Source organism: Marivirga sericea (genome assembly GCF_900177665.1).
GTDB classification, from domain to species: domain Bacteria; phylum Bacteroidota; class Bacteroidia; order Cytophagales; family Cyclobacteriaceae; genus Marivirga; species Marivirga sericea.
On record NZ_FXAW01000002.1, the window covers coordinates 384,083 to 396,670 of the forward strand.

Annotated in this window: 12 protein-coding genes; 9 read left to right on the forward strand and 3 right to left on the reverse strand. The window is 35.9% G+C overall.

The window, feature by feature from the left end; all coding sequences use genetic code 11:
- Nucleotides 1-35 precede the first annotated feature (35 nt).
- Complete coding sequence (locus B9Y84_RS06970) at nucleotides 36-2,015, reverse strand: alpha-ketoacid dehydrogenase subunit alpha/beta (protein ID WP_085516360.1); 1,980 nt, start codon at nucleotides 2,013-2,015, stop codon at nucleotides 36-38.
- Nucleotides 2,016-2,186: 171 nt separating this feature from the next.
- Here B9Y84_RS06970 and B9Y84_RS06975 point away from each other — a divergent pair, with 171 nt between their 5' ends.
- The 7 genes from B9Y84_RS06975 (at nucleotide 2,187) to B9Y84_RS07005 (ending at nucleotide 8,833) form a co-directional block, all read left to right on the forward strand.
- Nucleotides 2,187-3,425: a M16 family metallopeptidase gene (locus B9Y84_RS06975; RefSeq protein WP_085516361.1), complete on the forward strand. Its 1,239-nt coding sequence runs from the start codon at nucleotides 2,187-2,189 to the stop codon at nucleotides 3,423-3,425.
- On the forward strand, nucleotides 3,422-3,925 hold the full coding sequence (gene ispF / locus B9Y84_RS06980; protein WP_085516362.1) for a 2-C-methyl-D-erythritol 2,4-cyclodiphosphate synthase: 504 nt from the start codon (nucleotides 3,422-3,424) through the stop codon (nucleotides 3,923-3,925). The genes B9Y84_RS06975 and ispF overlap by 4 nt, the downstream gene beginning before the upstream one ends.
- A gap of 2 nt (nucleotides 3,926-3,927) precedes the next feature.
- Nucleotides 3,928-4,608, forward strand: coding sequence for a tRNA (5-methylaminomethyl-2-thiouridine)(34)-methyltransferase MnmC2 (gene mnmD, locus B9Y84_RS06985; RefSeq protein WP_085516363.1), 681 nt, complete (start codon nucleotides 3,928-3,930; stop codon nucleotides 4,606-4,608).
- A 199-nt stretch (nucleotides 4,609-4,807) separates the two neighbouring features.
- A complete protein-coding gene (locus B9Y84_RS06990) occupies nucleotides 4,808-5,965 on the forward strand; it encodes a formimidoylglutamase (protein WP_085516364.1) in 1,158 nt (385 codons plus the stop codon).
- 22 nt (nucleotides 5,966-5,987) lie between these two features.
- Nucleotides 5,988-6,722 (forward strand): DUF6503 family protein, encoded by a 735-nt coding sequence (locus B9Y84_RS06995; RefSeq protein WP_085516365.1) that lies wholly within the window; start codon nucleotides 5,988-5,990, stop codon nucleotides 6,720-6,722.
- A complete protein-coding gene (locus B9Y84_RS07000; RefSeq protein WP_085516366.1) occupies nucleotides 6,719-7,162 on the forward strand; it encodes a hypothetical protein in 444 nt (147 codons plus the stop codon). Before B9Y84_RS06995 ends, B9Y84_RS07000 begins: the two co-directional genes overlap by 4 nt.
- Nucleotides 7,163-7,330: 168 nt before the next feature.
- Nucleotides 7,331-8,833 carry a sodium-dependent transporter gene (locus tag B9Y84_RS07005; protein ID WP_085516367.1) on the forward strand — a complete coding sequence of 501 codons (1,503 nt, stop codon included), beginning with the start codon at nucleotides 7,331-7,333 and terminating at the stop codon, nucleotides 8,831-8,833.
- Between the two features lie 168 nt (nucleotides 8,834-9,001).
- On the opposite strand, the gene B9Y84_RS07010 is transcribed toward B9Y84_RS07005, so the two are convergent.
- Complete coding sequence (locus B9Y84_RS07010; RefSeq protein WP_085516368.1) at nucleotides 9,002-9,547, reverse strand: DUF1543 domain-containing protein; 546 nt, start codon at nucleotides 9,545-9,547, stop codon at nucleotides 9,002-9,004.
- Between the two features lie 82 nt (nucleotides 9,548-9,629).
- Between B9Y84_RS07010 and tpx the strand changes: the two genes are divergently transcribed.
- Nucleotides 9,630-10,139, forward strand: coding sequence for a thiol peroxidase (tpx, locus tag B9Y84_RS07015; protein WP_085516369.1), 510 nt, complete (start codon nucleotides 9,630-9,632; stop codon nucleotides 10,137-10,139).
- Between the two features lie 140 nt (nucleotides 10,140-10,279).
- Here the strand turns inward: tpx and B9Y84_RS07020 are convergent, their stop codons facing one another.
- Nucleotides 10,280-11,251 (reverse strand): hypothetical protein, encoded by a 972-nt coding sequence (locus B9Y84_RS07020; protein WP_085516370.1) that lies wholly within the window; start codon nucleotides 11,249-11,251, stop codon nucleotides 10,280-10,282.
- Nucleotides 11,252-11,933: 682 nt separating this feature from the next.
- On the opposite strand from B9Y84_RS07020, the gene B9Y84_RS20830 reads away from it, so the two are divergent.
- The gene (locus B9Y84_RS20830; RefSeq protein ID WP_245830833.1) at nucleotides 11,934-12,419 is read left to right on the forward strand and encodes a hypothetical protein; all 486 of its coding nucleotides are present in this window, start codon (nucleotides 11,934-11,936) and stop codon (nucleotides 12,417-12,419) included.
- Nucleotides 12,420-12,588: the final 169 nt, after the last annotated feature.

Genomic DNA, 12,588 nt, shown 5'->3' on the forward strand with positions numbered 1-12,588 from the left:
AAAACGAATTTTTGTTGAAGCCCAAGGCCAATTTTTCAATACGCTATTAGTTTTTTTAGTTTTGATTTAATTCTCTCTTTCGGTAAAAAATTTTGCTCTAAATCTGCATTAAAAGGAACCGGAGTATCCAAACTTCCTTCTCTCATTATCGGAGCATCTAATGCTTCGAAGCAATTTTCGCTGATCCAAGCAGCGATTTCCCCACTGATACTTCCCGTTAAGCAGTCTTCATTGCAAATCAATACTTTTCCAGTCTTCAAGACACTTTTTTCTACTGTTTCAGTATCCCAAGGCAGTAAAGTTCTTAAATCAATCAGCTCAACAGATAAATCAGAAAAATCATTCATTGCTTCTTTCGACCAATGAACACCCATCCCATATGTGATGATGGTAATATCCGTTCCTTCCTTCACAATATTAGCTTTTCCGATTTCACAAGTGTAATAATCCTCCGGGATATCTTCTGTTATGGATCGGTAAAGTGCTTTATGTTCAAAGTACATAACAGGGTTAGGATCCTCTATGGCAGCTGCTAATAATCCTTTTGCTTCATACGGATTTGAAGGAAATACAATTTTTAAGCCTGGTGTATGAAAAAACCAAGCTTCATTTGATTGGGAGTGAAATGGCCCAGCCGCTACCCCTGCTCCAGTAGGCATTCTAACGACTACGTCAGCATTTTGTCCCCAGCGATAGTGAGATTTTGCTAAGTTATTTACAATTTGGTTAAACCCACATGTCACAAAATCAGCAAATTGCATCTCAATAACCGATTTTTGTTTTTTGATGCTCATACCCAATCCAATACCAATAATAGCAGATTCGCAAAGCGGTGTATTTCTGATTCTGTCTTTACCAAACTGATCAATAAATCCTTCTGTGATTTTAAAAACACCTCCATAATCGGCAACATCTTGTCCCATTATCACTAACTCAGGATATTTTTCAAATGACTGCCTTAACCCATCCGAGATAGCATCTATATATCTTTTGCTACTTTTCTTTTCGGATTTTGGGCTAATCGGTTTTGAATGACCTTGTAAAAACAAATCAGCGATTTGCTGGTCAGTATTAACTTCAGGATATATATCTTGATTTGCCAGCTTTAAACCCTCATTAATATCTGCTTTAATGGCAGCTCTTAAATTATCTATCTCACCCTGTGAGATTATTTCTTCTTTTACAAGAAATTCTTCATACCTGTCTACAGGGTCTTTTTTAGCCCATTGGTCAAAGAGCTCTTGAGGGACGTATTTAGTGCCAGATGCTTCCTCATGTCCTCTCATTCTGAAAGTCATAGCTTCTATTAAAATAGGTTTTGGATTTTTCCGTATTTTCTTAGCAGCTTTGTCCACCGCGTGGTAAACTTCCAAAATATTATTCCCATCAACTTTGATGGCCTCCATACCATATCCAGGTCCTTTATCTACAAAGTTCTTGAATTTGAATTGTTCATTGCTTGGAGTGGACAGTCCATATCCATTATTTTCAATCATAAAAATAACGGGCAAATCCCAAACAGCTGCAACATTCAAGGCTTCATGAAAATCACCTTCAGAACTGCCTCCGTCACCACTAAATACGAGAGTCGCTTTCTGTTCTTTTTGTAATTTATTGGCTAAGGCTATTCCATCAGCTACACCCAATTGCGGACCTAAGTGAGAAATCATGCCTACAATATGAAATTCATTGGTGCCGAAATGAAAGGAGCGGTCTCTACCCTTAGTAAAACCATCCATTTTACCTTGAAATTGTGAAAATAACCGATTTAATGGGATTTCACGACTAGTAAAAACCCCTAGATTCCGATGCATGGGTAAAATATATTCATCCTCTTGCAATGCTGCGGTAGCTCCTACAGAAATAGCTTCTTGTCCAATGCCTGAAAACCATTTACTAATTTTGTTTTGACGCAGTAATATCAACATTTTCTCCTCTATCATACGGGGCAACAAAATTTGTTTGTAGAGGTTAATCAGTTTACTATTGGATAATTTATTTTTATCGAATTGCATAAAAAAATACCTAAAAGAAAGGCTTTAAAGGTTTAAGTTTAGTTTTTAAATTACTGTTTCTATCTTTGGGTTTCCTAAAAAAAATCGGGAATAACTTCCCGGCAAATTTAAAGTAATGGTCTTATCTGCAAAAGCCATTATATTTTTTATTTTTGATTCACACATTAGCTTATGATAAAATATAATTCGTTTACGCTTGATAATGGGTTGAATGTATATGTCCACGAAGACAAAAATACACCTTTGGTGGTTGTTAACCTACTTTATGACGTAGGTTCTAGAGATGAAAAAGCGGACAAGACAGGTTTTGCTCATCTTTTTGAACATTTGATGTTTGGCGGATCAAAGAATATTCCTAATTACGATGAACCACTTCAAAGAGTAGGCGGGGAAAATAATGCCTTTACGAGCCCTGACGTGACTAATTATTATGTTACGCTTCCCGCACAAAATATTGAAACTGCATTTTGGTTAGAATCTGATCGAATGCTTTCGCTTTCTTTTGATCCTAAAGTTTTGGAAGTGCAAAGAAGTGTAGTAATTGAAGAATTTAAGCAACGCTATTTAAATCAACCATATGGGGATATGTGGTTGAAGATGCGCCCTTTAGCATATGAAAAACATCCTTATCAGTGGGCAACAATAGGTAAAGAGATTGAACATATTGAAAATGCTACTATGGATGATGTTAAAGATTTTTTCTTTACTCACTACAGACCGAATAATGCGTACTTAGTAGTGGCAGGGAATGTAGACACTGAAGAAATAAAGGGGTTGGCGGATAAATGGTTCGGTGAGATTCCATCTGGAGAAAATAATGATAGAAAGCTGCCCGTAGAGCCTAAACAAGAAAAAGCAAAGTTTTTGGAAATGGAAGCTGATGTGCCAGTAGATGCATTGTACAAAGCTTATCACATGCCAGCCAAAACAGATAAAAGCTACTATGCTGTAGATTTGATGAGTGATATTTTAGGGAGAGGAAAATCGAGCAGACTATACAAGAAATTAGTAAAAGAAGAGGGAGTATTTTCAAACTTAGCGGCTTACGTCACGGGTTCTGTTGATCCTGGTTTATTGGTGATAAGCGGACAAGTTTCTGCAGGAATAAGTTTAGAAAACGCTGATCTGGCAGTACATCAGATTATTAAAGAACTACAAGCAGAGGAAGTAGCCAATAAGGAATTAGAAAAAGTGAAAAATCAGGCAATCTCTACTACGGTTTATGGAGAAGTTGATATCTTAAACCGAGCAATGTCTATTGCTTTTGGAGCTGCTATGGGAAATCCAAATCTCGTAAATGAAGAAATCGATTTTGTTAAGGCAGTAAGTACTAAAGATATTAAAGATGCCTCCAATGAAATATTGAGAGATGAGAATTGTTCTACCATTTATTATAAATCAAAGAAATGAACTTGAGAATAGGATATGGCTATGACGTTCACCGCCTGGCTGAAGGGGAAGAGTTTTGGCTGGGAGGTATTAAACTTGACTATCACAAAGGTGGGGTTGGACATTCTGATGCAGATGTCTTAATACATGTGATATGTGATGCTTTATTAGGAGCAGCAAATTTAAGAGATATTGGATTCCACTTTTCTGATCAAGATCCGCAGTATAAAGGAATAGATAGTAAGATTCTTTTAGAAAGAACCGTTGATCTGCTAAGAAAAAAAGGGTATGAAATCGGGAATCTGGATGTTACAGTCGGTTTGCAAAAACCTAAAATCAACCCTTTAGTTCCAGAAATGGTATCTGTTTTAGCCAAAGTAATGAAAATTAGCGAAGGAGATTTATCTTTAAAGGCAACTACCACTGAAAAACTAGGGTTTGTAGGGCGAGAAGAAGGAGTGGATGCCCATGCTGTAGCATTGATTTACAAGGTTGATCAGCAAGTTGATTTAGAAAAATAGTCATGGACAACATTAAAATTATTACTACCGAAGACGGTTCTCATTCTCTTTATCATGAGGGCCTGAAAGAGACTTATCACTCATTTCATGGTGCTTTGCAGGAGTCAGTCCATGTTTTTATTGAAAAAGGGGTACGTTTCTGGAGAACCAAATCAGGATTACCCAAGCAGGTAGATATTTTTGAAGTGGGTTTTGGTACAGGTTTGAACGCCCTTTTAGCTGCTCAATTTGCCATGGAAAATGAATTGAAAATCAATTTCACTACTATTGAGCCTTTCCCATTGGATATGGGAATTATTAATCAACTGAATTATGCTACATCCATTGGTCAGGATGATTTAAAAGATGTTTTTGAACAGTTGCACACGAGCGAATGGGAAAATACCATTGATATCAATAAGTATTTTTCGCTTCATAAATGCAAAACTAAGCTTGAAGATTTTGATACTTCCAAGAGATTCGATGTACTCTTTTTTGATGCATTTGCACCCAACAAACAAGCAGAATTATGGACAGTGGATCTAATGCTGAAATGTTTTAATTTACTGAGAGATGGTGCCGTATTCACTACCTACAGCGCCAAAGGGCAATTAAAAAGAGATTTGAAATCAGTAGGATTTGAAGTAGAAACGCTGCCTGGCCCTCCAGGAAAAAAGGAAATGGTAAGGGGAATAGTAAATTAGATAAAACCAAAATTAGAGGGTGGAAGCTGGGATGATAGAAATAATTAAATGTAATCCTGTTTCGCTTTACTCTAATTTAAGTTTTAGACTTTTCAGGAGTCTCTATGAAATAATTGGTCGAGTGCTTAGCCTAAACAGATTTTGAAATCATTTTCCTCAAAATTAATGTCCATCAAATTATTGTTATTAAATTCATGCCATGGATTTAAGACTTTTCTTCAGCCCAGTTCCCGAGGATATTTTTTCCGACATCAAAAAACAGGGGAGCTTATACAAAAATATTAAGATTTATCAGGAGAAATTCCCCGACTATAAAAGCGCTGATATTGCTTTAATTGGTATATCTGATAAAGGAAAGAATGAAGAAAATGCTGGTACTGTGGGAAGTGCCGATGCTTTAAGAAAAAAACTTTACAGATTAACAAAAGGCACTGGTGCCTATAATATTGTGGATTTAGGGAATATTTCCGAAGCTATCGATACTGAGCAGACTTTCGGAAGAGTGCAAGAGGTTTGCCATGCTTGTATTGAGAATAATGTGTTACCCATTCTCATTGGGGGGTCCCAAGATATGGGTTTTGCGCAATACTTAGCGTACGAGGAAATGGAAAAGTTGATTAGTGTTTTAAACGTTGATGCTTTTTTGGATATGGAAGATAAAGATGCTCCAGCCAATCAGCAGCATGTACAAAAAATGCTGATGCACCAACCTAATTATTTGTTTAATTATAGCCATTTGGCTTATCAGACCTATCTTGTAAATCCTCAGGCAATTGCAACACTTGAAAAATTGTACTTTGAGGCGCATAGAATTGGGGCTTTACGCCATGACATAAAAGAGATGGAGCCTGTTATCCGACAAGCAGATATAATGAGTTTTGATCTTTCTTCTATAAAATCATCTGATTTTCCAGCTTCGGTTCATGCTCAACCTTTTGGATTAACGGGAGAGGAGGCTTGTCAATTATGCTGGTATGCAGGCATCAATGAAAAATTGAGTGCTGTTGGGTTTTATGAGTTTGATGTCACGAGGGATGATCAGTCATGTAAGTCTGCTGCAGTTTTAGCAACTATGATCTGGTATTTTATTGAAGGATTCTACCACAGGAAAGAATCAAGAGATTTTCGTTCTAATGATTATATGAAATATGTTGTATCCATGCCAGTCGAGCCCGAAATCCTTACCTTCTACAAAAGTAATTTTATCGATAAATGGTGGATGGAAGTTCCTAATCCATCAGGGGATAATCGTTTTAATCGTAATTCAATAGTTCCTTGCAGTTATTCAGACTATCAGCAGGCATTAAAAGGTGAATTACCTGAAAGATGGATAGTAATGCATTCCAAACTATTTTAAAATTGAAGCGTACTCTTGTTCTATGAGAAATATTTTTGGGCTAATACTTATAACAGTAGTCACAGTTTCGTGTAATCCTAGCGAGCAGTCTACAGAAAAACTTATTCAAAATGTTATTGAGTACCACGGGGGTGATGCCTATGATTCATTAAATCTTCAATTTAAATTTCGGGGTAAGCTGTATGGTTTACAGCATTTAGGCGGGAAATTTCAGTATGAAAGGATTTTTCAAGATTCAAGTGGTAGGAAAATCACTGACGTTTTAGATAATAATGGTTTTAAAAGATTGATAAATGGTAAGAGGGTTGGACTATCAGCAACTGACTCGGCTGCCTATGCAAATTCTGTAAATTCCGTTCATTATTTTGCTTTGCTTCCGTATAATTTGCAGGATGAGGCTGTCCAAGCGCATAATAAAGATGATGTGTTAATAAATGGAAGGCCTTATAAAAGTATCGAAGTCAAATTCCAGCAAGAAGGAGGGGGAGCGGATTATGAAGATGTATTCATGTTCTGGTTCAACGCCAATACGTACGAGATGGATTATTTTGCGTATTCCTACCATACAGAAGGTGGCGGGATTCGGTTTAGAGAATCTATTAATAGAGAAACAGTTGAGGGTGTGATTTTTCAAGATTATAATAATTTCAAAGCGGAGAAGGGGACTGATTTAAGCAACTTACCTTCAATGTTTGAAAGCAAAGAATTAGAATTGCTCTCTAAAATTGATTTAGAATTTGTAAGTAAGGGCTTATGATTATTTCAAAACCTCGATATAATACCGTTTTTGCTTTAAGTATTTTTTTAGTTCTGATATTTGGTTCCTTTTTTTTATTGTTAGATAGTTTACTAACGAGCGAATCCTTTTTTATATTAAAGCTAGTGCTGACCCCGATAGTGTTAGTAATAGGGTTATTAGTTTTAGGGAAATTATTGTCTGCTATAAAAATTGTTAAAGCTGGTAACAATAGATTGAATATCTTTTTCCCTATTAGTAGAAGCAGAATTGATTTACCATTGGAAGCGATCAGGGGATGGAGGGAAGATGTTGTAAAGACTAAACAAGGAGAATTCAAAGAAACAAAAATTCTTTACGGCAAGAAAAAAGTAATTAAACTATCTAATAAAGAGAATACGGAATACGATAGACTAGTGAAGTATCTCAATCAAAAGGCCAGAAAGCAAAAAGCAGGTTAAGATTGCGCAACACATTCTACCCGTCTTAGAATACCTCCATTAAATCACCACAGATTTTAAAAATCACGGCTATTTCCTTTATAGCCCTTAAATGAATCTGCCCATATCTTTGACAAAGTCATATGTTTAGCTAAATTCGGCTTGTTTTAAAAACCAAATAAGGCATTTATGGCGGAAAAAGTTGAAGAATTTAGTAGTAGGTGGAGTATAATTCTGGCTTCATTAGGGATGGCGATTGGTGCAGGAAACCTATGGCGTTTTCCTCGAATTGCTGGTGAATATGGAGGCACATTTATTATACTCTGGATGTTATTTCTTTTAGTTTGGTCAATACCACTTTTAATGGCTGAATTAGCATTGGGTAAACATTATCAAAAGGGAACCTTAGGCTCTTTAGGTAATTTAGCTGGAAAGAAATTTAATTGGATGGGTGTTTTTATCACCATCGTTACGCTAGGGATCGCATTTTATTATTCGGTAGTCACGGGCTGGTCTCTTCGATATTTTATATTAAATACCGAAGTGCTCATCGGGTATCTTTTTGGATCTGGTGAACTAAATACCCAAATCGGTGAAACCGATTTTATGAATACCTTCTGGGCTAACCTTTCGAATTCAAGTTGGGTGGCAGTAGTTTGCTATATGGTGACTATTTTGGCGGCAATATGGGTTTTAAGTAAGGGGATCAAAAACGGATTGGAGAAAGTTAATAAAATATTGATTCCTACCTTATTCATTTTATTAATGGTAGTATCCGCATTTGCCTTGAATATGGAAGGCGGATACCAAGGTTTAGAGTATCTATTTACGATCGATGTTGATAAATTCTCTAACCCTACTATTTGGATTGAAGCTATAACAGATTCTGCCTGGAGTACTGGTGCCGGCTGGGGATTGATGATCACTATTGGTTCCTTCTCTAACAAAAGGGAAGATGTTACCTTAAATACATTCTTAGGCGCCTTTGGTAATAATACCGCTGCGCTCTTGGCTGCTATGGCAATTTTACCAGCGGTTTTTGCGATGTCTGCGACTGCAGAAGGGGCGATGGATTATTTGCACTCAGGTAGTCAAGCATTGACGTTCACCGTGATTCCGCAGCTTTTTGCTCAAATGCCTGGTGGACCTATATTGTCTTTTATTTTCTTTGGAGCATTTTTAATGGCAGCTTTTAGTTCTCTACTACCCATGATGCAGCTACTGATAAAGAATCTTACGGACTATACGCTCACTAGAAAACAAGCTGCATTTGTCGCTGGAGCTTGCTGTTTTATAATTGGATTTCCATCTGCTTATTCTTTAGATGTATTTAAGAATCAAGATTGGGTTTGGGGACTTGGATTACTTGTGAGTGGGATCTTTATCGCCTTCTTAGTTATTCGATACGGACCTAGCAAATACAAAAAAGACTTTATTGATGAAAGCTCTGATTTTACTGTTGCAAATTGGTACTTCAAACTGATGGTTTATGCTATCTTCTTTTTCGGTTTATTCTTAGTGTACTGGTGGATGAGTCAAGGCTATAGTGATTATCCATGGTTTGACGCAGAAGGAAACTGGAATGTGATGGATGTCTATAGTAATGCCAGTATCGTAACTCAGTGGGGCATTGCTTTAGTTATTGCGATAGTATTTAATGGATGGTTTTACAAAAAATTTGTTAGAAAATGATGAGTACAGAAGCAATAATCGGGATGGTAGTTTGTCTGACGATAACTTTGGGAGGTTTTATAGGTTTAGTGATTAAAGCACTTTCAATGGATAAGAAAAAAGAAGAAGAATAGATCTTCGCTAAAATATAATTTTATTAAAAAGGGGGGGGCTTAGAGGTGCCCCTTTTTACTTTTTCTTCTTTAAAAACTCTTCTACAATTTTTTTTGGTAATACGTGGTATCCGTTTTTTGGCTCTAGCTTTTCCTTTTTATCAGTTGGGGTTAAATAAACATGGTAACCATTGAGATGATCAATAGCTATCATATCATCTACTTCATATAAGTCGTCTTTGTGAACCTGATCAAATCCATTTAATAATTTTTCTTTGGCTCTTTTTTTAATCTCTGTCGCTAATCTACCCACCAAAAAAGTGTTGGCATGATGCTCCATAAAATCACCTTCTTTATAGGCACCTAAGTTGATAAAGAATAACTTTTTATCTTGATCCAAATTTTTCTTTTTGTCGAGACTGACTTCATAACCATCCACAATGTCTAATTCCATATAAGAATCAATATGCATTTTATGAGGTAGCCCAAACCACTTATCTAGTAATTGAAAGTAGCAATCTTCTATAGTTGCACCTACTGCAAATACAACATCATGCAGTTCCGTATTGGATTTTTCTGCTGCTCCGCCTAAAACGACTGCGTATAATTTAAGTGGATTCATTTAATTAATTGTTAATGGAAATAGGGTAACTATTCACCCCGATTCAAGTTTAACAAAGATAAACTAAATTAAAAAGATAATTATGGCAGAAGTAACATTAGGGGGAAACCCATCAAATACAGTAGCAGATTTACCAGCTGAAGGGCAGACAGCTCCTAATTTCAAGTTGGTAAAAACTGATATGTCAGAAGTTTCACTTTCGGATTTTAAAGGGAAGAGTGTGATATTAAATATCTTCCCAAGCGTTGATACGGAGGTATGTGCCATGTCAGTTAGGGAATTCAATGAAAAGGCTGCTTCATTGGATAATACAGTGGTCTTATGCATATCAAAGGATTTGCCTTTTGCACAAGCAAGGTTTTGTGGAGCAGAAGGAATAGAAAATGCGATTCCGGTTTCTAATTTTAGAAATGATAGCTTTGGCAAAGAATACGGAGTAGAATTAGCAGATGGCGGATTTAAAGGATTAAATGCAAGAGCAGTAGTAGTGGTTAATCCAGAAGGAAAGGTGGTTTATAATCAGTTAGTTCCTGAAATAGGAAATGAACCTGATTATGAAAAGGCGTTCAAGGCTTTGAAAGATACTCAATAGGTTTAAAAATTTGTCTTAAAAACCCTTAAACTTATTTCAGGACTAGACAGACACTCAAATAAAAAAGCCCAAAAACATATGTCTTTGGGCTTTTTCAATTCTTTTGTATTGTAGAAAATTTTTTGACTTAAATTTCAACTTTATTCACTTTCCTGCACTTTTACTTCAATAGTAATTGTTCCATTTCCATTAGTATCATCAATAGAAACGACTTTAATTAAACCTAGATAACTTCCTCTATCTTCATCTAATTTAAATGCGATTACGCTACCTTCTGACAATTGTGTAGCAGAAGAATTAGTTGTAACCTCAGATTCTGCATTAGCAACTAGTTCAGAATTAGTTTCAATGTTATCGAAATCTTCCGGACTTAGGTCTGTGATTAAGAATCTGGTCGAATTCCTAGTTCCGAAGTTGTCCTCTATTGATAAGTCTGGATTAGTTGCTTCGTAAACAGCATTCAGTCCTGCATCATCAATTGAAGCAATAGTATTTCTGTTACTGTTACCATAGTAGTAAGCGAAATCAATAGTAGAGTTATTAAGACCTGAAGCATCTCTGGCTTCGCCATAAGTTGCTGTTTCACCTGATAATGCATTTACAAATCCAGGGTTAGTATTTCCTTGCGCTCCTAATAATATTGCGCTAAAGGAGGCAATTGGTTCATCTGCTTCACCCACTTCAACATCTAAAGAACCTTCTCCAATTCTTCCTTCTCCATCTTCCATTTCTATTGTAAAAGTTAAAGTTTGGTTAGCAAACTCATTTGGGATTTGAATACCGCTTAAAGTAAAACTACCTTCGGTACTTGAAGCGACATCAAATTCATTCAAATCAATAACATTGTTTGATATTCCAGTTGCATCAAAAGTCAATATAAACTCTTCAGTTTCTGCATTAATAGTTGCGCCTACCACAGGATCATCAGCTGTAAAATCAACTACTAAGTCAATTACGTCCCCTGGTAAATATTCATCTTGTTCATTCTCAACTGTCACGGTTACGTTTGGTGCGCTTCCAATAGGGGTTTCGTCCTCTGCTGGATCACAGGCCGTGAAAACCAATAGTCCGGCTGCTGCAAACAATAGTCCACTTTTCAAAAATTTCATCATAGTTTAACTCCTTTAATAATATAAAAATAAAATAGTAAAATTATATCCGATTTTTCGTACCCGGATAATTTAAAGACCCAATTTACCGGCATAAGGTTGTCCTTATTTTAAAAAATATTTGTCCAAGTAAAAATATTCTTGATTCCCGCGTTTTTTTTTGTACTTTCGAAGCGCTAAAGAGTCGGACGTAAGTGTTTAGAGATTAGTCTATTAGTGGGTGGAAGTTTGAGTTATAGCTTAACTACATTTAATAAAAAAAATTATTTTTAGGTATTTCAATTAATTTATATAACTTTATTGATAGAATTTTAAGGAATTAATTTTAACTTGCTTAAAGTTTCATTGTATTTTTACAAAGAATTAGTAATATTTCGCATTAGAAAACTAAATTTACCATCACTAAAAAACTGAATTATGAGCATCTTTGACATGATAAACCAATACGGACCGTACGTTGGTATGGGCATCATTGGGGTAGCCGTCTTACTTGTTTTACTCTATTACTTGAGGTTAGGAACTTTTAGGTGAATTTAAACAAAAGTATGACTACATCAATAAAAACGAAATTGATGTTTTATGGCGATCTTCCGTAATTATATTAATTGGTGCAGTCGTTTGGGTTAATTCCCTTTTCGGTGAAACTGAATTTTTATGGTTAGCTGTTAAAGTATTTGTTTCGGGTATGTTGGCGCTCATCATTGGTGTAATTGTCCAAAATGTACTTAGATTTTACTTTCCTTTTTACATCGAGAAAAGACTTAAAAAATTACGTTATACGCCAAGGGTGTCTCCAAAGACCGGCAAACCAATGAAATTGTTAAGTGAGGAAGAAGAAGATGTTTACCTAGACGAAGGTATGCAGGCAGAAGAAGATATTTTTTCAGTGGATTATGACGTTTGGGTTGATGAAGAAACCGGGTACACGAAAATTGAGAAATACTCTGGTCACTTACACGCATTACAATGCTCTGAATGTAATTACCAAACGCTGAAAGTAGTAAAGGAAGAAATTATAAAGTCCCCAACTATTACAGAAGATGGAGAATTAATGAAATACTTCAAATGTTCTTATTGTGGACATAAGGCAAGAAAGACTTTCCATATAGCGAAGTTAAAGGAGCCAACTCCTGAAACATCGACTAGCGACAGTACTTCGGCATCTGCTTAAAGGATTTTTAGATAAATGATACCAAAAGCCGATCAGTTAACTCTGATTGGCTTTTTTTTTGAATTGGACTGAAAAATTTATGGGGTTCTAGTACTTTTTAATATCGTATTGTTTCTTATCGGCAGTAACTTAAAATGGGCATGTTGAACGTAAACTAAAAGACTATAAT

What these genes read in the sequence shown, in the direction of transcription:
- B9Y84_RS06970 (WP_085516360.1), bottom strand. Translation starts at nt 2,015, where the DNA reads ATGCAATTCGATAAAAATAAATTATCCAATAGTAAACTGATTAACCTC.
- B9Y84_RS06975 (WP_085516361.1), top strand. Translation starts at nt 2,187, where the DNA reads ATGATAAAATATAATTCGTTTACGCTTGATAATGGGTTGAATGTATAT.
- ispF (WP_085516362.1), top strand. Translation starts at nt 3,422, where the DNA reads ATGAACTTGAGAATAGGATATGGCTATGACGTTCACCGCCTGGCTGAA.
- mnmD (WP_085516363.1), top strand. Translation starts at nt 3,928, where the DNA reads ATGGACAACATTAAAATTATTACTACCGAAGACGGTTCTCATTCTCTT.
- B9Y84_RS06990 (WP_085516364.1), top strand. Translation starts at nt 4,808, where the DNA reads ATGGATTTAAGACTTTTCTTCAGCCCAGTTCCCGAGGATATTTTTTCC.
- B9Y84_RS06995 (WP_085516365.1), top strand. Translation starts at nt 5,988, where the DNA reads ATGAGAAATATTTTTGGGCTAATACTTATAACAGTAGTCACAGTTTCG.
- B9Y84_RS07000 (WP_085516366.1), top strand. Translation starts at nt 6,719, where the DNA reads ATGATTATTTCAAAACCTCGATATAATACCGTTTTTGCTTTAAGTATT.
- B9Y84_RS07005 (WP_085516367.1), top strand. Translation starts at nt 7,331, where the DNA reads ATGGCGGAAAAAGTTGAAGAATTTAGTAGTAGGTGGAGTATAATTCTG.
- B9Y84_RS07010 (WP_085516368.1), bottom strand. Translation starts at nt 9,547, where the DNA reads ATGAATCCACTTAAATTATACGCAGTCGTTTTAGGCGGAGCAGCAGAA.
- tpx (WP_085516369.1), top strand. Translation starts at nt 9,630, where the DNA reads ATGGCAGAAGTAACATTAGGGGGAAACCCATCAAATACAGTAGCAGAT.
- B9Y84_RS07020 (WP_085516370.1), bottom strand. Translation starts at nt 11,251, where the DNA reads ATGATGAAATTTTTGAAAAGTGGACTATTGTTTGCAGCAGCCGGACTA.
- B9Y84_RS20830 (WP_245830833.1), top strand. Translation starts at nt 11,934, where the DNA reads ATGTTGGCGCTCATCATTGGTGTAATTGTCCAAAATGTACTTAGATTT.